Consider the following 20,836-nt stretch of genomic DNA (forward strand, 5'->3'; position numbering starts at 1 on the left):
CGAATTCATTGTCATAGTCAACCATGAGAGGATCCCCGCTGTGAAGCACCTGCGTATCGGCGGATACGGGCCGGGCATCGTCACCGCCGGAGACGGGAGCCTGACCAGAGTGGCGGCGCCGTCGTTCCTCGCCGCGCACCCCTCCCTGCCGGTGCTGTACGCCGTCGGCGAGCTCGAACGCGGCTGGCTGACCGCCTTCAAGGCCACGGACACGCTCGCCCCGCTGGACGAGCGGCCGAGCGAGGGCCAGAGCCCCTGCCACGTCGCCGTGGACCCCGAGGGCCGCCTGCTGGCCGCGGCCAACTACGGCGACGGCACCGCGATCCTCTACCGGCTCGACTCCCGCGGCGCGTTCGAGGGCGAGCCGATCGTGCTGCGCCACCAGGGCTCGGGCCCCGACCCCGACCGCCAGCGGGGCCCGCACGCCCACCAGGCCGTCTTCCACGACGGGCTGCTGCACGTCTCCGACCTCGGCACCGACGAGATCCGCCGCTACCGTCACGACGGCACCGCGCTGGAGCCGATAAGGCTGGCCCCCGGCACCGGCCCGCGCCACTTCGCCTTCGACGGGCCGCGCCTCTACGTGGCCGGCGAGCTGGACGGCAGCGTCACCCTCATCGACGGCGAGCACCGCACGACCGTGCCCGCCTCCCGCCACGAGGGGCCGAACGCCCCCTCCCACCTCCAGCTCGACGGCGACCTCGTCTACGTCGCCAACCGCGGCCCCGACACGATCTCGGTGCTGCGCGCCGCCGATCTGTCGCCGGTGGCCGAGGTCCCCTCCGGCGGCGACTGGCCCCGGCACTTCGCCATCGGCGGCGACCGGCTGTACGTGGCCAACCAGCGCTCCGGCACCGTCACCACCTTCACGCTGGACGACGGCGTGCCCGCCCCCGCCGGGCAGGCGTACGAGGTGGAAAGCCCGGCCTGCGTGCTGATCATGTAAGGAGTTCGCCAAGTCGCGTCCCGTCCGGGTGGCCGGTCATGACCATGGGCCTGTGCGTAAGATCGTCGTCGCCCTCCTCCTGCTGGCCACCGGGTGCGCCGCCGGCGCGCCCGTCGCGCCGCGCCCGGCCAGGCCGTCCCCGCCGCCCGTGGTGGACGCCCGCGAGCCCGCCGTGGACGTGCAGGAGTCGTGGCGCATCACGAAGCGGGGCGCCGACCACGAGATCGAGGGCTACGCCGACCGGGTCAGCGTCCTGCCGGGCGAGCGCTTCCGGCTGCACGTCTCCACGACCGCGCGGCGCTTCTCCGCCGGTGCCTTCCGGATGGGCGCGAACCCGGTCAAGGTGTGGGAGTCCGCCCAGGTCCGCGGGGTACGGCAGCCGCCGGCGCGGGTCGTGGACGGCGCCGTGACCGCCGCGCACTGGGCCTCCTCGCTGACCGTGGACACCGAGGGCTGGCCGGAGGGCGCGTACCTGATCAGGCTCGACGCCTCCTCCGGCGCCCAGCGCTACGTCCCGGTCACCGTGCGCTCGGCCACCACCGCGGGCCGCGTGGTGCTGGTGAACGCGGTCACCACCTGGCAGGCGTACAACCTGTGGGGCGGGCGCAGCCTCTACGAGGGGCCGGGCGGGTTCGCCGGGCGTTCGCGCACCGTCACGTTCGACCGTCCGTACGACGGCGCGGGGGCCCGGCTGTTCCTGGCCTTCGAGCAGGAGGCGCTGGCCGTGGCCGAGCAGAGCAAGGTGCCGCTGGCGTACCTGACCAATCTCGACCTCGGGCCGGGCGCCCTCGACGGGGCCCGCGCGGTGGTGTCGCTCGGGCACGACGAGTACTGGTCGCCGGAGATGCGCAGGACCGTCACCCAGGCCCGGGACCGCGGCACCAACCTGGCCTTCCTCGGCGCGAACGCCGTCTACTGGCGGATCGGCCTGCACGGCAGGGAGGTCGCCTGCGACAAGGAGCTCCTGTGCCGGTTGTGGCGCGATTCGCGGCCGGAGAGCGCGCTCGTGGGGCAGATGTACGACTGTTTCCCCGCCGAGGGCGCCTACCAGGTGAGCAGGCCCGGGCACTGGATCTTCGAGGGCACGAAGGGGCGGCGCTTCCCCGGGCTCCTCGGGGTGGAGACCGACAAGGTGACGCGGGGGTCACCGGCGAACGTCGAGGTGCTGGCCGAATCGCCGTTCTCCTGCGGTGGGCGGGCGACCGTCAGCCACAGCACGTACTACGTCGCGCCCGGCGGGGCGGGGGTGTTCGCCTCGGGCACGATGCGCTGGGTGTGCGCGCTGCGGGGGAGCAGGTGCGGGCACGGGGTCACCGACTCGGCGGCCGCCTTCACCCGCCGCTCGACGATCAACCTCCTGACCCGCTTCGCCCGCGGCCCTGCCGGCCTCCCATAGCCCACCGGCCCCCGGGACGGCCTTACCGCCCGGAGTTCAGGACGCGGGAGCCTTCGTGGGTCAGGACGGATGCCGTGAGGGGTTTGTCCCCCGAGGGGCTGGCCGTGGAGAGTGAGGGTCAGGACGTGCTGTCGTCCTTCGAGGAGTCGGACGTGAGGCGCTGGGTGGGGCTCAGCGGGCCGAGGATCTTGTCGATCTCCTGCGTGATCTCGCGTTCCGCGGCCTCCTTCGTCACCCCCAGCTCAGCCAGTGCCCGCAGCACCGGCCCCTCCTCCAGCGACAACACGCCGAGCAGCAGGTGCTCGGTGCCGACGAAGTCGTGCCCCAGCCGCAACGCCTCGCGCAGCGTCAGCTCCATCACCTTCTTGCTCTGCGCCGCGAAGGGCGGCGGGTCCGCGGACTTCTCGCCGCCGGGCCCGAGCACGGCCGTGACGGCCTCCCTGACCCGCTCGGGCGGGGCGCCCAGCGTCACCATGGCCTTGGCCGCCAGCCCTTCCGGCTCGACCAGCAGGCCGAGCACCAGGTGGCCGACCTCGATGTGGCTGTGCCCCGTCTCCTGCGCCTCGGCCTGCGCCTTCACCACGGCGTGGCGGGCCCGGGCGGTGTAGCGGGAGTAGGCGCGCAGGTCCTCGGCCATCGAGCCGCCTTCCTTGGGCACGAACCGCTTCTGCGCGGCCTGCTTGGTGACGCCCATGCTGCGCCCGATGTCGGTCCAGGACGCGCCGGAGCGCCTGGCCTGGTCCACGAAGTGGCCGATCAGGTGGTCGGCCACCTCGCCGATGTGCTCACCGAGCTGTACCGCGTCGGACAGTTGGCCGAGCGGGTCGCCGTCGGGGTGGCGGACCTTGATCACGTTGATGAGGTCGTCAAGACGAACGGTTCCATCCATGCCGTCAACCATAAGTTGACGACTCGCCAACGTCAACCTCGGGTTGACGAGCTCGGTGCACAGGATGGGCGGAGCGCGTGTGTCTGAGAGGGGTGTGCGATGGAGCCTCACCCTCATCCGCATTCGCGCGGGGGGCGCGGGGGTGCCCCCGCGATTCCCCGAGGGATTGTGCGCCACCTCGCCGGGGAAGGGAAATGCCGGGCGAACGCCTCGTAGCCCGCGACGGGATTTGCCCGTTTTAGGTAACTACGAGAGTGGTCACCCGAGTTGTCCCGGCGGCGATGGCCGACACAGTCGCGAAATCGCCTCCCGCCGCGGGTTTGGACCGCGCAGCGTGGCGTTTGGTCTAGACCACTGCCAGCGCCGACGGGCAGAATGCGAGTCTGAACACTGCGGTCCGGTTCGTGAACCCCATCGGGAGGAACCCGCCATGCGTATAGGAGTGCTCACCGGAGGCGGCGACTGCCCCGGTCTCAATGCTGTGATCAGGGCAGTGGTGCGGAAGGGGGTGAGCGTCTACGGCCACGAGTTCGTCGGCTTCCGCGACGGCTGGCGCGGTCCGCTGGAGGGCGAAACCATGCCGCTCGACATCCAGTCCGTACGCGGCATCCTGCCGCGTGGCGGCACCATACTGGGCTCCTCGCGCACCAACCCGATGAAGATCGACGGCGGCGTCGACCGGATCAAGGAAAACCTGGCCTCCACCGGCGTGCACGCGCTGATCGCCATCGGCGGCGAGGACACCCTGGGCGTCGCCAAACAGCTCTACGACCGTGACGTCAACGTCGTGGGCGTGCCCAAGACCATCGACAACGACCTGTCGGGCACCGACTACACCTTCGGCTTCGACACCGCCGTCAACATCGCGATGGAGGCCATCGACCGGCTCCACACCACCGCCGAGTCCCACCACCGCGCGCTCATCTGCGAGGTCATGGGCCGCCACGCCGGCTGGATCGCGTTGCACGCGGGCATGGCCGGCGGCGCGAACGTCATCCTCATCCCGGAGAAGCCCTTCGACATCGACCGGGTCTGCGAATACGTCGAGTCCCGCTTCCGCACCCGCTACTCGCCGATCATCGTGGTGGCCGAGGGCGCGCACCCGATCGAGGGCCAGATGGAGCTGCAGGCGGGTGAGCTGGACGCGTTCGGCCACGTACGGCTGGGCGGCATCGGCGAGATGCTGGCCAAGGAGATCGAGAAGCGCACCGGCAAGGAGGCCCGCACCACGGTGCTCGGCCACATCCAGCGCGGCGGCACTCCGACGGCCTACGACCGGGTGCTGGCCACCAGGTTCGGGTTGCAGGCCATCGACGCGGCCCACGAGGGCGACTACGGCAAGATGGTCGCGCTGCGCGGCACCGACATCGTACGCGTCGGGCTCGACGAGGCCACGGCCGAGCTGAAGACGGTTCCGGTGTCGCGTTACTCCGAGGCGGAGGTCTTCTTCGGCTGACTGAAAGCCGCTTGCAAGCGGAGGGCCGTAACTTCTGTATCAGCGGGGTTACCACAACAACCCCCTCAAGGTACGGCTCCGCGTCGCAGCGAGTTGGCGGCCCACCATGCGAAGCGGGGTCGTACCTCTGACATAGCTCAACCGCGGGGCGTGCCGAAGAGATCCACCCCTTCCGGCACGCCCTCGCCGTGTTGGCGCAGACGCTCCCTGAACTCGGCCTCGCTGCGCAACTCCTTCTCCGACGGCGAGAGCATGACCGCCAGCAGCAGCCCCACGGTGACCACGCTGATCCCGATGATCAGCGGCAGCAGGAAGTCGATGCCCTCGGCGCCCGGTACGGGCACCATGTCCGCGTGCGTGGTGACCGATATCGAGTACATGCCCGTGTAGTGCATGCCGGAGACCGCCACACCCATGACCAGCGCCGCACCGCCGATCCTGAGGGCGCCGCTCACCCGCAGGGTGAACCAGAGCGCCACGGTGGCCGCCGCGACCGCGATGAGGATCGAGATCACGACGGTCAGCGGGTCGTAGGAGACGCGACCGGACATGTTCATGGCGGCCATGCCGAGGTAGTGCATGGCCGCCACCCCCAAGCCGGTCAGCACGCCGCCGCCGAGCAGGAACATCGATCGTTCGCCGCCGTGCGAGGCCAGGAACAGGCCGATGCCCACGAAGACGATCGCGATGAGGGCCGAGGCGGCGGTCAGCGGGACGTCGTAGCGGATCACCGTGCCGGTCACGGAGAAGCCCATCATGGCGATGAAGTGCATCGTCCAGACACCCGTGCCGCCGATGGCCACCGCGGCCCCGACCAGCCAGTACCTCCTTTCACGCCCGCCGACCAGGCGGGCGCGGGACGTCAGCAGGAGCCCCAGCATGGAACCGACGCTTGACATGACGTATGCGAGCACGGGCGTTAGCGGCCCAAAGGAAAAATGATCTACCGGTGACATTCCCCACCCATCCCTTACGCACCGATCGATAAGGGAGTATGAGCAGGGCTCGTCATCTAGCGCAACTATCTGGAGTCGGTCTTCGGCTGCGGTTCGGCTGCCGTTATCGTCGGCGGGCCTGGGCCGGCGACTGCCGGCGCTGGGGCAGCGGCGTGACGGGCGCGGGCGTGGGATAGGAGAGCTGTTCCTGCTCGGTGGCGCGCCGCCGGAGCTCGAGTTTGGCCACCAGCTCGGCGTCCTCGTGCAACTCCTCCTCGCTGGGGGAGAGGATGACCATGAGGAGCATGGTCAGCGTGATCAGGCTGATGACGGTCATGAGGGGCACGAGGAAGTCGAGGGCGTCGGCGCCGGAGACCATGCCGGGCTCGGCGTCGACCGTGACGTGCATCGCGTACATGCCGGTGTAGTGCATGCCGGAGACCGCCACGCCCATGACCAGGGCCGCGCCGGTGATCCAGACGGTCTTCTTGACCCGCAGCGTGAACCACAGCGCCACCGTGGCCGCCACCACGGCGATGGCCACGGACAGGCCGACGGTCACGCGGTCGTAGGCGACGTGGGCCGACATGTTCATCGCGTACATGCCGAGGTAGTGCATGGACGCCACGCCCAGCCCGGTGAGCAGGCCGCCGCCGAGGAGCGCCACGGCCCGGCCGCGGCCGTAGGAGACCAGGAGCAGCCCGGTCCCGACGACCACGATGGCCACCACGGCGGAGGCCGCGGTCAGCCACACGTCATATTTGATCTGGGTGCCCTCCACCTCGAAGCCCATCATGGCGACGAAGTGCATGACCCAGATGCCCGTGCCGCCGATGGACACGGCCGCGCCCAGCAGCCAGCGCACGCGTGCGCCGCCACGCGAGGCGTGCGCCTGGGCGGTGAGCCGCAGTCCGAGCATCGAACCGATGCACGACATCACGTAGGCGAGCAGCGGTGTGAGCAGGCCATAGGTGAAATGGTTCACATCAGTCATCTGCGGTGCTTCCTTGCATTCGGGATTCCCGGATTCTGGCATCCGGCTTGTCCCTTTCGCATGGATACTGCAACTATCTGTCAACTGGTGATGTCGGGGCGTGAGGGTGTCTCACGGTCCGCCCGTCCGGCCCGCCTCCGCCGCGCGGGCGGGCGGAGCCGGCGCGATACGCGATCGAGCGGGGACGGGACGCGGACTAAACTCGATGGGGCGCGACGTTGCCATCAGCGCGCGCATATCCCCGTCTTCCCGGAGGTTCCACCATGACGATGTCCGCCCTGGGCGAGCCGTGCGTTCTGCTCAAGCTGGGCGAGATCGTCCTCAAAGGCAAGAACCGCGAGCTGTTCGAACGCCGGCTGATCGCCAACATCCGCGACGCCCTCAAGAGCCTGGAGCTCAAGGTCGACGTGCGTAAGCGGCACGGCGTCATCGCGATCTTCCTGCCTCAGGGCGCCTCGGCCGAGCAGGCGCGGGCCGTGGCCGAGCGGGTCGCCGAGGTGCCCGGACTGGTGTGGATCCACCAGGCCTGGCGGGTCGCCAAAGACCCCGACACCGTGCTCAAGGCCGGGCTGGAGCTGGTCGGCGAGAGCGAGGAGGCCAAGCGGGGCGCCCGCTTCGCGGTCCGCTCCCGCCGCCGCGACAAGCGCTTCCCGCTGCGCTCCAACGAGCTCGACCGGTTCGTGGGCGGCGCCATCAACGACGAGTACGGCCTGCCCGTCGACCTGAAGAACCCCGAGCTGACGGTGTTCATCGAGGTCGACCGGGACGAGGTCTTCGTCTTCACCGGCGGCATCCCCGGCCAGGGCGGCCTGCCCGTCGGCAGCAGCGGCCGGGCGCTGGTGCTCATGTCGGGTGGCATCGACTCGCCGGTGGCGGCCTACCGGATGATGCGGCGCGGCCTGCACGTCGACTTCCTGCACTTCTCCGGCATCCCGTTCACCACCTCCGAGTCGATCTACAAGGCCTACGCGCTGGTCAGGCGGCTCGACAGGTTCCAGGGCCGGTCACGGCTGTGGGTGGTGCCCTTCGGCAAGGCGCAGCAGTCGATCCGCACCTCCGGCGAGGACCGGCTGGCCGTGATCGCGCAGCGGCGGCTCATGCTCAAGACGGCCGAGGAGGTCGCCCACCGCATCCGCGCCTCCGCGCTGATCACCGGCGACGCGCTCGGCCAGGTCTCCTCCCAGACCCTGACCAACATCACCGCCCAGGACAACGCGGTGGAGCTGCCGATCCTGCGGCCGCTCGTGGGCTGGGACAAGACCGAGATCATGGCCGAGGCGCGGCGCATCGGCACGCTGGAGATCTCGGAGCTGCCCGACGAGGACTGTTGCACGCTGCTGGCGCCCAAGCGGGCGGAGACCCGGGCCAAGATCGAGGATCTGCGGCAGATCGAGAAGCGGCTCGACGCGGAGGAGCTGTGCGTGCAGCTCGCCGACTCGATCCAGGAGTACACGCTCTAAGCGCCCCTGGTCCTCGGGCACGGCCGGTGGGGGCTTGTGGCGGCGGCGGCCGTACCCGAACGCTCGTGGCAGGTGGGGCGGCATCAGATCAGGCGGTCACCCAGCCGTCTGCCCGGACCGCCGCGGACTTGCCGAGCAACGCCGGGAAATCGGTCATGACCTGGGCCAGCTCGCCCAAGTCGGCGTCGAGCAGCGCCTGCGGGCCGTCGCAGAGCGCCTGCTCCGGCCGCGGGTGCACGTCGATGATCACGCCGTCCGCGCCCACCGCGACGGCCGCCCGGGTGAGCGGCAGCACCAGCTCCCGCCGGCCGCCCGAGTGCGACGGGTCGATGATCACCGGCAGGTGCGACAGGCGCTGCGCCACCGGCACCGCCGAGACGTCCAGGGTGTTGCGGGTCGCCGTCTCGAACGTCCTGATGCCCCGCTCGCACAGCACGATGTCCAGGTTGCCGCGCTGCGCGATGTACTCGGCGGCCATCAGCCACTCCTCGATGGTGGCGTTCATGCCGCGCTTGAGCATCACCGGCCGCCCCGCCGCGCCGACCGCCTGCAGCAGTGCGAAGTTCTGCATGTTGCGGGTGCCGACCTGCAGCATGTCGGCGTAGGAGGCCACCAGCTCCACGTCGCGGGCGTCGACCACCTCCGTCACGATCGGCAGCCCGGTCTCCTCGCGTACGTCGGCCAGGATGCGCAGGCCCTGCTCGCCCAGCCCCTGGAAGGCGTACGGCGAGGTGCGCGGCTTGAAGGCCCCGCCGCGCAGCAGGGAGGCGCCCGCCGCCTGCGCCATCCTGGCCGCCTCCAGCGTCTGCTGGTGCGTCTCCACCGCGCACGGCCCCGCGATCAGGGTCACGGTGCCGGGGCCGATCGGCACGCCGCCCACGTGGATCGTGGAGCGTTCCGGATGGTTCTCCCTGCTGACCAGCTTGTACGGCGTCGACACCCGCATGACGTCGCGAACCCCGCCCATCCCGCGCAGGGCGGCCGCGTCGAGCTGCGTCACGTCGCCGACCAGCCCCACGATCGTGCGCCGCACCCCCTTGCTGACGAACGCCTCCACGCCGGCCGCCTGCACGACCGACACGATGGACGCCAGATCGTCCGCGGTGGCCTCGGGCCCCATCACGATCACCATGTGCTGCTCTCCTTCTGAGTCCGGAAATGACGAAGGCCCCGGGTCCTGGTGGACCCGGGGCCTTCGTTCGCCTGTCTGCTAGCGCAGCGTCAGATGGCGAACGGACTCGGGTCCGTCGCCATACCAAAACAGGAACGCGGTGCGCATAAGAGCCAATCGTAGCGCACCGCACCCGCCCGCGAGCCATCGGCGATCCGATGGCAGGATGGCTCAAGACGTGAGATCGGTGAGGGGAGTGATCGTGGAGGAGTCGCGCCTGCCGCCGGGCCAGTACGTCCCGCGCGGCCGACCCGTCATCCACTACGGCAGGGTGCCCCGGTTCAACCCGGAGAGCTGGGACTTGCGCGTTTCCGGGGCCACCGCCTCGGGCGAGGAGCACTGCTTCACCTGGAGCGAGTTCGAGCGGTTGCCGCGCACGACCCGGATCGCCGACTTCCACTGCGTGACCAAGTTCTCGCTCATGGCCAACGAGTGGCGCGGCGTCGCCCCGGCCACGATCATGGAGGCCGCCCCGCCCGATCCCCGTGTGCGCCACGTGATGATCTGGGCCGAATACGGCTACGGCGCCAACCTGCGCATGTCCGACCTCACGGCGGCTGACACCCTGTTCGCCACGGGGCTCGACGAGAAGCCGCTCAGCCTCGACCGCGGCTTCCCGCTGCGGATCGTGGTGCCGCACCTCTACGCGTGGAAGAGCGTCAAATGGGTGCGCGGCATCGAATACCTCCTTGAGGACCGCCGCGGCTTCTGGGAGGAGCGCGGCTACCACAACGTGGCCGACCCGTGGCGTGAGCAGCGTTACTCCTACCAGGAAGAACCCGGCGAAGGGCCCCCATAGACTTCACGCCCTGTTTTGCCTCGGACACGGTCCGTTCTTGGCTACGGTTGCCCGCATGCTGACCGCCGCGTGCGTGGCACTGTCCTGCCTGTCCTTCCTCGCGGGGTCCCTGGCCGGTCTCGGGGTCGCCCGGGCCCGGTGGCGCCGCGCCGCGCCGCCCTGCGGGCGCAGGTCGGACGAGGCGACCTTCACGACGCTGCACATCGCCGCGATGGCCGCCCCCGCCCTGCGCGCCGGGCTCAACCGCGACTCGGCCCGCAAGGCCGTACGCCACCTGCACACGCTCCTCGGCACCCACGCCGTCGCGATCACCTCCACCGAGGCCGCGCTGGCCTGGGACGGGCCGTGCACCGACGGCGTGCTCACCCACGCCAGGGCCACGCTGGCCGCCGGGCGGGCGCAGGTGTTCGCGGGTGAGCCGCACGGGGCCGTGGTGGTGCCGCTGACCGTGGACGGCACGGTCGTGGGCACGCTGGCGGCCTTCGACGACGAGGTGAGCGCGGCGCTCGTACGCACCGTCACCGAGGTCGCGAGCTGGGTCTCCGGCCAGCTTGAGCTGGCCGAGCTGGACGCCTCGCGGCGGCGCGCGCTGGAGGCCGAGATGCGGGCCCTGCGCGCGCAGATCTCGCCGCACTTCGTCTACAACGCGCTCACCACGATCGCCTCCTTCGTCCGCACCAACCCCAAGCGCGCCCGCGAACTGCTGCTCGACTTCGCCGACTTCTCCCGATACGCCCTGTGCCGGGCGCACGACTTCACCACCCTGGCCGAGGAGCTGACCTGCGTGGACCGCTACCTGCTGCTGGAGCGCGCCCGCTTCGGCGACAAGCTGCGCTTCAGCATGCAGGTGGCGCCGGAGGTGCTGCCCGTGCCGGTGCCGTTCCTGTGCCTGCAACCGCTGGTCGAGAACGCCATCAAGCACGGCATGCGGGGCCGCGGCGGGGGCGGCGAAGTGCGCGTGGTGGTGCGCGACGCGGGCCCCGAGGCGCACATCACCGTCGAGGACGACGGCAGCGGGATGGACCCCGACTGCGCGCGGCGCATGCTCGACGAGGACCCCGCCCGCGAGGGCAGCGGCATCGGGCTGGCCAACGTGGACCTGCGCATGCGCCAGATCTACGGCGACGGCTACGGGCTCGTGGTGGAGACGGCGCTGGGCGCGGGCACCAAGGTGCGGCTCCGGGTGCCCAAGACACAACTCACCACATTGTAGTCGAATGATTACGCCGGGCTGGCGTGTCGCTTGTGACCTTTGCTTATATACGGCAGCGTGGAGGACATGCTGAGAGTCCTGGCCGTCGACGACGAGGTGCCCGCTCTGGAGGAGCTCGCCTATCTGCTGCGCCAGGACGACAGGATCGAGCACGTCACGACCGCGGCCGACGGCGTCACGGCGCTGCAGGACATGGTCCAGATGATCGGCGGGGGTGAGCGGCTCGACGGCGTGTTCCTGGACATCAAGATGCCCGGGATGGACGGCCTCGACCTCGCCCGGCTCGTCGGCGGCTTCCCCAGCCCGCCCCGGCTGGTGTTCGTGACGGCGCACGAGGACTGCGCGGTGCAGGCGTTCGAACTGGAGGCGGTCGACTACCTGCTCAAGCCCGTCAGGGCCGAGCGCCTGTCCGAGGCCGTGCGCAGGCTGGAGGCCGCCACCTCGCCGGGCTCCGAGCCGGGCCAGGACGAGGTGATCCCGGTCGAGCTCGGCGGGCGCACCAGGTTCGTGCCGCAGCAGTCCGTCTGGTTCGCCGAGGCCAAGGGCGACTACGTGCGCCTGCACACCGTCGATGGCAGCTACCTGGTGCGCATGTCGCTGGCCGCGCTGGAGCGACGTTGGTCGGAGGCCGGGTTCATCCGCATCCACCGCAGCACCCTGGTCTCGGCCCGGCACGTCAGCGAGCTCAGATTCGAGGGCGGCCGGGTGATGCTCACCGTCGGCACCGAGATCCTGCACGTCAGCAGGCGGCACAGCCGCCAGGTCCGCGAGCAGCTTGTCCGCCAGCACCGGGACGTGATGTCGTGACCGCCGGCCAGGGCGTTCCGCGGTGATCGCGCGGCGGGTGGTCGTCTCGCGGCGGCCGGCCGCGCTCGGAGCGCGCGGCCGGCCGGACCCCGCGGAGGACTGTCCCGACGTGCGGGCCGTCATGCGGCGGCAGTTACGGCAGGCGCTGCTGACCGTGGGCGCCGTGGCCGGGCTGCTGATGGGCGTCCCGGTGGTCGCCCTGTGGGTGCCCGACGCCGGGGTGTGGGTGGCGCTGTCGATGGCCGTGCAGGGCGTGTGGGTGGGGTTGGCCGTGCTGCAGCTGAAGCGGGCGGAGCGGCTGGAGAAATGACCGTCGCGGTGCTGACCGGGATCGCCTTCGTGCTGGTTCTGGGCGTCATGGTGGGTGCCGCGCGACCACGCCGCGCCAGCGGCGTCTCCGACTTCTCCGTGGCGGCCAGGGCGGTTCCCCCCTGGTGGAACGGCGCCGCGATCTCCTCGGAGTTCACCTCGGCGGCGGCCTGCCTGGGCACCGCCGGGCTCATCGCCACCCGGGGCGGGCCGATGCTGTGGTATCCGGTGGGCGCCGCCGCGGGCTTCGTCGTCATCCTGGCCCTGGTCGCGGCGCCGTTGCGGCGGTCGGGCACGTACACGCTGCCGGACTTCGCCGAATGGCGGCTGGGGTCGGTCAGGCTGCGCCGCTTCACCACGTGGTTCGTGCTGCTCATCGGGCTGACCTTCCTGGTCGCCCAGTTGCACGCGGCCGGGACCGCGGTGCGGCTGCTGACCGGGCTGCCGCCCTGGCTGGGCTGGACGGCCGTGGCCACGGCGACGCTGGCCGTGGCACTCGCGGGCGGGCTGGGCAGCGTGACGAGTGTGCAGGCCGTGCAGTTCTGGCTGAAGCTCGTCGTCTTCCTTGGTGTCGGGGTGGCCTGCTGGTGGGTGTCCGGCTCGCGGCCCGTCTCCTGGTTCGCGGAGGGTTATCGGCGCGGGACCGCGGAGCTGGCGGGCACTGGTGACCCGTCGCTGCCGGGGGTGCTGACCGTGCTGCTTGCGTGCGCTCTGGGCACGATGGGGCTGCCGCACGTGATCGTCCGCCTCTACACCAACCGGGACGGCCACGGGGCCCGCAGGTCGATCGTGGCGACGCAGGTCATGCTGGCCCTGTTCTGCTTCGTGCCGCCGCTCTACGGGCTGCTGGGGTACGTACACGTCACCGGGGCGGAGGCGGACGAGATCGTGCTGCTGCTGCCCGCCAGGATGCATCCTGGGCTGGTGGGCGAGCTGCTGACCGGGGTGCTGGCCACGGGGGCGTTCGCGGCCTTCCTGGCCACCACGGGCGGGGTGCTGGTCGCGGTCGGGGGCGCGGTGTCGGCATGCCTGACGCGGACCGGCGTCCGCGCCTTCCGCGCCGCCGTGGGCGCGGTCCTGCTGACCGCGCTCGTCCTGACGGCGGTCACCAGCCCGCGGGCCTCGGTGGCGCTGGTGCTGCTCGGCCTCAGCCTCTCGGCGGCCACGTTCTGTCCGCTGCTGGTGCTCGGGATCTGGTGGCGGCGGCTGACGGACGCGGCGGTGGCGGCCGGGTTCGCGCTCGGCGGGGGCGTGACGGTCACGCTCGTGATCTGCGCGGAGGCGGGCGTGAAGATGGGCGCACTGACCTCCTACCCCGCACCGGTCGCCGTGCCGGTCGCCTTTGCCGCGATGATAGGGATATCCCTGGTCACGCCGGGTCGGGTGCCCCGGGGAGTGGGGCGGATGATGGCCAGGATGCACCTGCCGGAGCAACTCGCGGACCCAGGAAGCTACCGCTCGCCGCCTCCGGCGGACCGCTCATCGCACTGATACGCTCCGTATGTCGATGACTACAGACCGTTCGACGAGCTGGCCGTAAACAGGGCTTCTCCCACAAGATCGCGACCGTAGTGTTTCGGCATCGGAAAGCCACCCGGCGCATCGGGGGACGGAGCCGGCAGGCTCAGGCAGGTCGGATGCGCCGGATTCACCGGTGACCGCGCAGGTCGCCACGGCTGCCGGGCCCTCGTCCGGGGGTAGGGCCCGCCATGCCGATCCGGTGAGGGGGCACCCGCCGAGGCCGCGAGAACGGCCCCGTGATCCGGCCTTCGGGGGCGGCCGGATCGCGCGAGCGGGTGCCCCTGTCACGCTTTCCGGTTGATCGAGCGTCTTATCCCGATTGGCCGGTGTCGAGATCACTGTCGCGCAGCCGCTTCAGCAGCGCGATGTCCTCGGTGTGCCCGGGGGCCTTACCCGGGGTCTCGATGCAGATGGGCACGCCCGCGACGGCCGGGTGCCGCATCATCTCGGCGAACGGCCGGCTGCCGATGTGCCCCGCCCCGATGTTCTCGTGCCGGTCCTTTTTGGCGCCGCACACGTCCTTCGAGTCGTTGGCGTGGATCAGCTTGAGCCGCCCGGGAGCGATCTTGTGCAGGGCGTCGAACGTCTCCTCCACCCCACCCGCCGCGGCCAGGTCGTGCCCGGCGGCGAAGGCGTGGCAGGTGTCGAGGCAGACGTTGGCCCGCGGATGCCAGTCGAGCGCCGCCAGGTAGGGCTCCAGGTCCTGGACGGTGGCGCACAGCATGGCGCCCTGGCCCGCCATCGGCTCCAGCAGCAGGTCGGGCCCGCCGTCGGGGATCTCGTCGAGCAGCGGCAGCAGGTTTTCCCGCGTCTGGCGCAGCGCGTCCTCGCGTGACTGCGTCACCGCCGAGCCCGTGTGCACCACGATGCCCTTGGCGCCGGTCTCCACCCCGCGCCGCAGCGTGTGCCGGACGATCGCGATGGTGTTGGCCAGCGTCTCGGTGCTGGGCGAGCCGAAGTTGGCGAGATAGGGCACGTGGATGAAGGCGTCGACTCCCGACTCGGCCAGCTTGGCGTCCTCGTCGGGCCGGCCCTCCGTGAGGGCCCAGCCGCGCGGGTTGGTGACGAACACCTGGATCATCTCGGCGCCGATCTCGGCCATGTATCTCAGGCCGCCCGTTGCCAGGCCGCCCGTCACGAGCACGTGCCCGCCGATCAGGGATGTTGGGGTCATGATGGGTCACAGTTTAGGGGCAGCCGCCGACACTCTCCCCGGCCGGCATCGCGGCACGCTGCACAAAGCTTGCTCCAAGAGCCCGCCCGCCCCCACTTGCCCGGGGAGGGCGCGGGGAACGCCCTACCTCGTCACAGCCGCAGGCCAGACGGGGGACAGTCCATGCGTGCCATCGCCATTTCCGACTTCGGCGCGGACCCGGAGCTCATCGAGGTTCCCGAGCCCGTGCCCCGCCCGGACGAACTGCTGGTACGGCTGCGCGCCGCCGGCTACAACCCGGTCGACACCAAGATCGCCAGCGGCGCGATGCGGGACCGGATGTCCCCCCGCTTCCCGCTGATCATGGGCCAGGACGGCGCCGGGGTGGTGGCGGACATGGGCGCCGAGGTGACCGGGTTCAAGGCGGGCGACGAGGTCTACGGCCGCTTCGCCGACCCCTCGCGCGGCCTGGGCAGCTTCGCCGAGTACGGCGTGGTGGCGCAGGGCGGGCCGGTCGCCCTCATGCCCAAGGGCATGCTCCCCGAGCAGGCCGCGGCCGTGCCCACCGCCACCGTGACCGCCCGCGACCTGGTCGAGGCCGCCGACCTGGACGAGGGCCAGACCGTCCTGATCGTCGGGGCCACCGGCGGCGTGGGCCAGGCGGCCACCCAGCTCGCGGCGCTGCGGGGCGCCCGCGTCATCGCCACCGCCGCGCCGGACGCCGTCGACCTCATGCGCGCCCTGGGAGCGACCGAGATCATCGACCACACCAAGGGCTCGATGCCCGGCCGGGTGCTCACGGCCCACCCCGAGGGCATCGACGCGGTGCTCGACCTGGTCACCCCGCCCGCCGCGATCGAGGCCGTCGCCGGGCTGCTGCGTCCCGGCGGGGTGATCTGCAGCGCCATCCACGCCCTCGACCCGCAGGCCCTGGCCGCCAGGGAGATCCGCGGCGTGAACATCGTCAACCAGGTCACCGGCCCCGTCCTGGCCGAGCTGGCCGACGTCATCGACAGCGGCGAGCTGCGCGTGCGCGTCGAGTCGCTGGTGCCGCTGGAGCAGGCCGCCGCCAGGCTACGCGAGCTGCCGGGGCGCGGCGCCCGCGGCAAGACGGTGTTCACGATGTGAGGGTTCACGATGTGAGGGTTCACGATGTGAGGGTTCACGATGTGAGGGTTCACGATGTGAGGGCTGCGGCAAGGCGCACTTGGAGCATGACACGAAAAGCCGCGGCGAACGGGGCGGGCAGTTGGGAGTTATGGCGCATGGACCGGGCACGGGGCACATGTGTGTACTGCTGACATGCCCACCGCGCTCGAGGCGTTCAACGCGGGCTCCCCGGCCGAGGCCGAGGCGGAGCTGCTCGCCTGCTGCCACTCCCGCGCCTTCGCCGCCGAGGTGGCGGCCCGGCGGCCGTTCCGGGACGTCGGCGGGCTGAGCGCCGCCGCCGTGGCGGCCGTGCGCGGGCTGGGGTGGGCCGACGTGCTGGAGGCGCTCGCCGCGCACCCGAGGATCGGCGAGCGCGCGGGCGGCGCCGGCCGGGCCGCGGCGTGGTCGCGGCAGGAGCAGTCGGGCCTGGATGAGCCGGGCCTGGGAGAGTCGGGCCCGGGGGAGTCGGGCCCGGGGGAGTCGGGCTCGGCGGAGGAGCTGCGCACGGCGCTGGCCGGCCACAACCGGGCCTACGAGGCGCGCTTCGGCCACGTCTACCTGGTCTGCGCCACCGGGCTGACCGGCGGGCAACTGCTCGCCGGGCTCCGCGAGCGGCTGGGCAACGACGAGGAGACCGAGCGCGGCGTCGTCCGCCACGAGCTGGCCGAGATCACCCGGTTGCGGATCGCGAAGGCGATGGGGCAGGAGGCACGATGAGCTTCTCGACGCACGTGCTCAACGCGGTCACCGGGCTCCCCGCGGCCGGCCTCCATGTACGCCTGGAGCACGACGGCCGTGTCGTCGCCGAGGGCCGCACCGACGACGACGGCCGCATCAAGGGCTGGCACCCGGGCGCCGGAGTCCACCGCGTCGTCTTCGACACCGGCTCCTACCTGGCGGACACGTTCTACCCCGAGGTCGTCGTCACCTTCACGGTGACCGACCCGAGCCGGCACCACCATGTGCCGCTGCTGCTCAGCCCGTACGCCTACTCCACCTACCGAGGGAGCTAGATGTCCGTCAAGCTCGGCTCCAACCGCTACGGCAAGGCGGAAACCAGGCTCGTCCGCGTCGTCAGGGACGGCCCCGTGCACCACCTGAAGGACCTCAGCGTCAGCACCTCGCTCTCCGGCGACATGGAGGCCGCGCATCTGACCGGCGACAACGCCGCCGTCCTGCCCACCGACACGCAGAAGAACACCGTCTACGCCCTGGCCGCGAAACACGGCGTCGGGCAGATCGAGGAGTTCGCGCTGCTGCTGGCCCGGCACTTCGCCGAGTCGCAGCCGACGATCCACCATGCCAGGGTGGCGATCGAGGAGTACGCCTGGAGCCGCCGCGGCCCCCACTCGTTCGTGCGCGAGGGGGGCGAGGTCCGCACGTGCGTCGCGCACCACGACGCGGACGGCCGGGCCACCGTGGTGTCGGGGCTGACTGACCTGGTGGTGCTGAACTCGGCGGGGTCGGAGTTCCACGGCTTCCTCGTGGACGAGTACACCACGCTCCAGCCCACCGACGACCGCATCCTCGCCACCGCGGTGACCGCGTGGTGGCGGCACACGGGCCCGGCCGTCGCCTCCTTCGGCAGGTCGTACGAGGACGTGCGGCGCGGCCTGCTGGACGCCTTCGCCGGCACCCACAGCCTGTCCCTCCAGCAGACGCTCTACGCCATGGGCGAGCGCGCCCTGGCGGCCTGCCCGGAGATCTGCGAGGTCAGGCTGTCCCTGCCGAACAGGCACCACTTCCCGGTGGACCTGTCGCCGTTCGGGCTGGACAACGCCAACGAGGTCTTCCACGCCGCCGACCGCCCCTATGGCCTGATCGAGGGCGCCGTGCTGCGCGAGGACGCGCCCGATGCCGGATTCGCCTGGGAGTAGGGGAGATGGACTTCTTGCGCCCCACGACGTGGGGGGAGGCCCTGGCCGCCAAGGCGGACCAGCCGGACGCGGTGCCCGTTCAGGGCGGCACCGACGTCATGGTCGAGATCAACTTCGACCGCCGCAGGCCGCCGGCGTTGCTCGACCTCAACCGGGTGGCCGAGCTGCGGGAATGGGCCATGGTGGACGGGGCGTGCCGGGTGGGGGCCGGGGTGTCGTACGCGGAGGTCATCCGGGAGCTGGGCGGGCCGCTGCCGGGGCTCGCGCAGGCCGCGCGTACGGTGGGCTCGCCGCAGATCCGCAACCGCGGATCCGTCGGCGGCAACCTGGGCGCGGCCTCGCCCGCCGGGGACAGCCACCCGCCGCTGCTGGCCGCCGGCGCGGCCGTCGAGGTCGAGTCGCGCGCGCGGGGGGTCAGGATGATCCCGGCCGAGGAGTTCTACCTGGGGGTCAAGCGCAGTGCGCTGGAACCGGACGAGCTGATCAGGGCCGTGCACGTCAGGCCCGCCACCGGGCCACAATACTTCTCCAAGATCGGCACCAGGAACGCCATGGTGATCGCGGTGTGCTCGTTCGCGCTCGCGCTGCATCCCGGCGAGCGGCGGGTCGGCACCGGGATCGGCTCGGCCGCGCCCACCCCGCGCCGGGCGCCGGAGGCCGAGGACCTGCTGGCCCGGGAGCTCGACTGGGCCGCGCCGCTGGACCCCGCGCTGGCCGGGCGCTTCGCCGAGCTGTGCGCGGCCGCCGCCGCGCCGATCGACGACGTACGCGGCACCGCCGCCTACCGTGTGCACGCCATCGCCGTGATGGCCCGCCGCACGCTGACCTGGGCCTGGAACGACCATCTGGCAAGGAGGGCCGCCTGATGCGCGTCAGGTTCACCGTCAACGGCCGTGAGGAGAGCGCCGACGACGTCTGGGAGGGCGAGAGCCTGCTGTACGTGCTGCGCGAACGCCTCGGCCTGCCCGGCTCCAAGAACGCCTGCGAGCAGGGCGAATGCGGCTCGTGCACGGTCTACCTGGACGGTCTGCCGGTCTGCGCGTGCCTGGTCGCGGCGGGGCAGGCCGAGGGGCGGCGGGTGCGTACCGTCGAGGGGCTGGCCGACGGGGACCGGCTCGATCCGGTGCAGGAGGCGTTCGCGGAGTGCGGGGCTGTGCAGTGCGGGTTCTGCACGCCGGGGCTCATCGTGCAGGCGCACGACCTGATCGAGCGGGTGCCGCGCCCGTCGGACGCCGAGATCAGGGAGGCGCTGGCGGGCAACCTGTGCCGGTGCACCGGCTACGAGCAGATCCTCGACGCGGTACGGCTGGCGGCCGCGCGGAAGGCGGCCCGATGAACGAGATCATCATTGAGAACGCGTACATCGCCCCCGTCGCCGGACCGGAGATCGAGTCCGGATATATCAGGATCGAGGGGGACCGTATCGCCGCACTGGGCCCGGGACCCGCGCCCGGCGGTCCCGGCGGCGCCACCCGGATCGACGGCACCGGGTGCCTGGCCACACCCGGCCTGGTCAACACCCACCACCACCTGTACCAGTGGGCCTCGCAGGGGCTGGCCCAGGACGCCACCCTGTTCGAGTGGCTGGTCGCGCTCTACCGGGTGTGGGCCGCCATGGACGCCGACGTCGTCAAGGGCGCCGCCACGGCGGGGCTGGGCTGGCTGGCCCTGTCGGGCTGCACCACCTCCAGCGACCACCACTACGTCTTCCCGCAGGGCCGGGGCGACCTGCTCGCCGCCTCGATCGAGGCCGCGCGCGAGGTGGGCATCAGGTTCCATCCGGCGCGCGGCTCCATGGACAGGGGCGAGTCGCGCGGCGGGCTGCCGCCGGACGTGGTCGTCGAGCGGCTCGACGACATCCTGGCCGCCACGGCCGCGGCCATCGAGGCCCATCACGACCCCTCGTTCTCCTCGATGGTGCGGGTGGCCGTCGCGCCGTGCTCGCCGTTCACGGCCAGCGCCGAGCTGATGACCGAGTCCGCCGCATTGGCCAGGGCCGCGGGCGTACGCCTGCACACGCACGTCGCCGAGACCCTCGACGAGGACGAGCACTGCATGGAGCAGTTCGGGATGCGTCCCGTCGACTACATGGAGAAGCTGGGCTGGCTGGGGCCGGATGTGTGGTTCGCGCACACCGTGCACCTGAGAGACGCCGACATCGGCAAGCTGGCGGCCACCGGCACCGGCTCGGCGCACTGCCCCTCCTCGAACGGGCGGCTCGGGGCCGGCATCGCCCGCGTGCCGGAGATGCTGCGCCGGGGCGTGAACGTGGGGCTCGGGGTGGACGGCAGCGCCTCCTCGGAGCTGACCCTGCTGGCGGGGGAGATGCGGCAGGCACTGCTGTTCCAGCGCGCCCGGCACGGCCCCGACGCGCTCACCGCCCGGCAGGCCCTGGAGCTCGCCACCCTCGGCGGCGCCCGCAACCTCGGGCGCGAGGACGAGCTGGGCACGCTCGAACCCGGCAAGCTGGCCGACCTCGTCCTGTGGCGGGTGGACGGGCCGTTCACCGCCGCCGTCACGGACCCGGTCTGCGCGCTGGTCCTCGGGCCGGTGCCGACGCCGGCCCGGGTGCTGGTCGGCGGGCGGAGCGTGGTGGTGGACGGCGAGCTGAGGACCGTCTCCCAGGACGCCGCCGGCCGCGCCGGGGCCGACGCGCGCCGGCGGCTGATGCGGCTGGCGGAGGACACCGGGAGATAGACGCTTTGACCAGGCACAAGCCGACGATGGCTATCGTTGGAAATGTCTGGAAACAAGCACCGAA

The 20,836-nt window shown here is 71.6% G+C and carries 21 protein-coding genes; 16 read left to right on the top strand and 5 right to left on the bottom strand.

What is annotated here, in order from left to right; translation table 11 throughout:
* The first annotated feature begins 40 nt into the window (after positions 1–40).
* Together ABGB18_RS22035 and ABGB18_RS22040 are read left to right on the top strand one after the other, a co-directional pair.
* Positions 41–946, top strand: a complete 906-nt coding sequence (locus ABGB18_RS22035; RefSeq protein ID WP_347697438.1) for a beta-propeller fold lactonase family protein — start codon at positions 41–43, stop codon at positions 944–946.
* A gap of 52 nt (positions 947–998) precedes the next feature.
* Positions 999–2,342, top strand: a complete 1,344-nt coding sequence (locus ABGB18_RS22040; protein ID WP_347697439.1) for a N,N-dimethylformamidase beta subunit family domain-containing protein — start codon at positions 999–1,001, stop codon at positions 2,340–2,342.
* A gap of 118 nt (positions 2,343–2,460) precedes the next feature.
* On the opposite strand, the gene ABGB18_RS22045 is transcribed toward ABGB18_RS22040, so the two are convergent.
* Positions 2,461–3,231, bottom strand: a complete 771-nt coding sequence (locus tag ABGB18_RS22045) for a Clp protease N-terminal domain-containing protein (protein WP_347697440.1) — start codon at positions 3,229–3,231, stop codon at positions 2,461–2,463.
* A gap of 430 nt (positions 3,232–3,661) precedes the next feature.
* Between ABGB18_RS22045 and ABGB18_RS22050 the strand changes: the two genes are divergently transcribed.
* Positions 3,662–4,687 (top strand): 6-phosphofructokinase, encoded by a 1,026-nt coding sequence (locus ABGB18_RS22050; RefSeq protein WP_347697441.1) that lies wholly within the window; start codon positions 3,662–3,664, stop codon positions 4,685–4,687.
* Between the two features lie 137 nt (positions 4,688–4,824).
* Here the strand turns inward: ABGB18_RS22050 and ABGB18_RS22055 are convergent, their stop codons facing one another.
* Entirely contained in the window at positions 4,825–5,568 is a 744-nt protein-coding gene (locus ABGB18_RS22055; RefSeq protein WP_347697442.1) for an MHYT domain-containing protein, read from the bottom strand.
* A 178-nt stretch (positions 5,569–5,746) separates the two neighbouring features.
* On the bottom strand, positions 5,747–6,616 hold the full coding sequence (locus tag ABGB18_RS22060; RefSeq protein ID WP_347697443.1) for an MHYT domain-containing protein: 870 nt from the start codon (positions 6,614–6,616) through the stop codon (positions 5,747–5,749).
* A gap of 263 nt (positions 6,617–6,879) precedes the next feature.
* On the opposite strand from ABGB18_RS22060, the gene thiI reads away from it, so the two are divergent.
* Positions 6,880–8,076, top strand: a complete 1,197-nt coding sequence (gene thiI / locus ABGB18_RS22065; protein ID WP_347697444.1) for a tRNA uracil 4-sulfurtransferase ThiI — start codon at positions 6,880–6,882, stop codon at positions 8,074–8,076.
* Between the two features lie 88 nt (positions 8,077–8,164).
* On the opposite strand, the gene aroF is transcribed toward thiI, so the two are convergent.
* Positions 8,165–9,208, bottom strand: a complete 1,044-nt coding sequence (gene aroF, locus ABGB18_RS22070) for a 3-deoxy-7-phosphoheptulonate synthase (protein ID WP_347697445.1) — start codon at positions 9,206–9,208, stop codon at positions 8,165–8,167.
* A gap of 226 nt (positions 9,209–9,434) precedes the next feature.
* Here aroF and ABGB18_RS22075 point away from each other — a divergent pair, with 226 nt between their 5' ends.
* The 5 genes from ABGB18_RS22075 (at position 9,435) to ABGB18_RS22095 (ending at position 13,866) form a co-directional block, all read left to right on the top strand.
* Positions 9,435–10,046 (top strand): molybdopterin-dependent oxidoreductase, encoded by a 612-nt coding sequence (locus ABGB18_RS22075; RefSeq protein WP_347697586.1) that lies wholly within the window; start codon positions 9,435–9,437, stop codon positions 10,044–10,046.
* A 55-nt stretch (positions 10,047–10,101) separates the two neighbouring features.
* A complete protein-coding gene (locus tag ABGB18_RS22080) occupies positions 10,102–11,259 on the top strand; it encodes a histidine kinase (RefSeq protein WP_347697446.1) in 1,158 nt (385 codons plus the stop codon).
* Positions 11,260–11,325: 66 nt separating this feature from the next.
* Entirely contained in the window at positions 11,326–12,066 is a 741-nt protein-coding gene (locus ABGB18_RS22085) for a LytTR family DNA-binding domain-containing protein (RefSeq protein WP_347697447.1), read from the top strand.
* Between the two features lie 22 nt (positions 12,067–12,088).
* Complete coding sequence (locus ABGB18_RS22090; protein WP_347697448.1) at positions 12,089–12,376, top strand: hypothetical protein; 288 nt, start codon at positions 12,089–12,091, stop codon at positions 12,374–12,376.
* A complete protein-coding gene (locus tag ABGB18_RS22095; protein ID WP_347697449.1) occupies positions 12,373–13,866 on the top strand; it encodes a cation acetate symporter in 1,494 nt (497 codons plus the stop codon). Before ABGB18_RS22090 ends, ABGB18_RS22095 begins: the two co-directional genes overlap by 4 nt.
* 340 nt (positions 13,867–14,206) lie before the next feature.
* Here ABGB18_RS22095 and ABGB18_RS22100 read toward each other — a convergent pair whose 3' ends face one another.
* Positions 14,207–15,070: a deoxyribonuclease IV gene (locus ABGB18_RS22100; protein ID WP_347697450.1), complete on the bottom strand. Its 864-nt coding sequence runs from the start codon at positions 15,068–15,070 to the stop codon at positions 14,207–14,209.
* 162 nt (positions 15,071–15,232) lie between these two features.
* On the opposite strand from ABGB18_RS22100, the gene ABGB18_RS22105 reads away from it, so the two are divergent.
* The 7 genes from ABGB18_RS22105 to ABGB18_RS22135 all read left to right on the top strand — a co-directional run bounded on the left by ABGB18_RS22105 (position 15,233) and on the right by ABGB18_RS22135 (position 20,772).
* Complete coding sequence (locus tag ABGB18_RS22105; RefSeq protein ID WP_347697451.1) at positions 15,233–16,177, top strand: NADP-dependent oxidoreductase; 945 nt, start codon at positions 15,233–15,235, stop codon at positions 16,175–16,177.
* A gap of 174 nt (positions 16,178–16,351) precedes the next feature.
* Positions 16,352–16,915, top strand: a complete 564-nt coding sequence (locus tag ABGB18_RS22110) for a 2-oxo-4-hydroxy-4-carboxy-5-ureidoimidazoline decarboxylase (protein ID WP_347697452.1) — start codon at positions 16,352–16,354, stop codon at positions 16,913–16,915.
* A complete protein-coding gene (gene uraH, locus ABGB18_RS22115; RefSeq protein WP_347697453.1) occupies positions 16,912–17,211 on the top strand; it encodes a hydroxyisourate hydrolase in 300 nt (99 codons plus the stop codon). Before ABGB18_RS22110 ends, uraH begins: the two co-directional genes overlap by 4 nt.
* Positions 17,212–18,075, top strand: a complete 864-nt coding sequence (gene pucL / locus ABGB18_RS22120; RefSeq protein ID WP_347697454.1) for a factor-independent urate hydroxylase — start codon at positions 17,212–17,214, stop codon at positions 18,073–18,075.
* Positions 18,076–18,080: 5 nt separating this feature from the next.
* Positions 18,081–18,941: an FAD binding domain-containing protein gene (locus ABGB18_RS22125; protein ID WP_347697455.1), complete on the top strand. Its 861-nt coding sequence runs from the start codon at positions 18,081–18,083 to the stop codon at positions 18,939–18,941.
* On the top strand, positions 18,941–19,411 hold the full coding sequence (locus ABGB18_RS22130) for a (2Fe-2S)-binding protein (protein WP_347697456.1): 471 nt from the start codon (positions 18,941–18,943) through the stop codon (positions 19,409–19,411). The genes ABGB18_RS22125 and ABGB18_RS22130 overlap by 1 nt, the downstream gene beginning before the upstream one ends.
* Positions 19,408–20,772 (top strand): 8-oxoguanine deaminase, encoded by a 1,365-nt coding sequence (locus ABGB18_RS22135; RefSeq protein WP_347697457.1) that lies wholly within the window; start codon positions 19,408–19,410, stop codon positions 20,770–20,772. The genes ABGB18_RS22130 and ABGB18_RS22135 overlap by 4 nt, the downstream gene beginning before the upstream one ends.
* Positions 20,773–20,836 lie beyond the last annotated feature (64 nt).

It is taken from the genome of Nonomuraea sp. B12E4, from assembly GCF_039871825.1.
In the GTDB taxonomy this organism is placed as follows: domain Bacteria; phylum Actinomycetota; class Actinomycetes; order Streptosporangiales; family Streptosporangiaceae; genus Nonomuraea.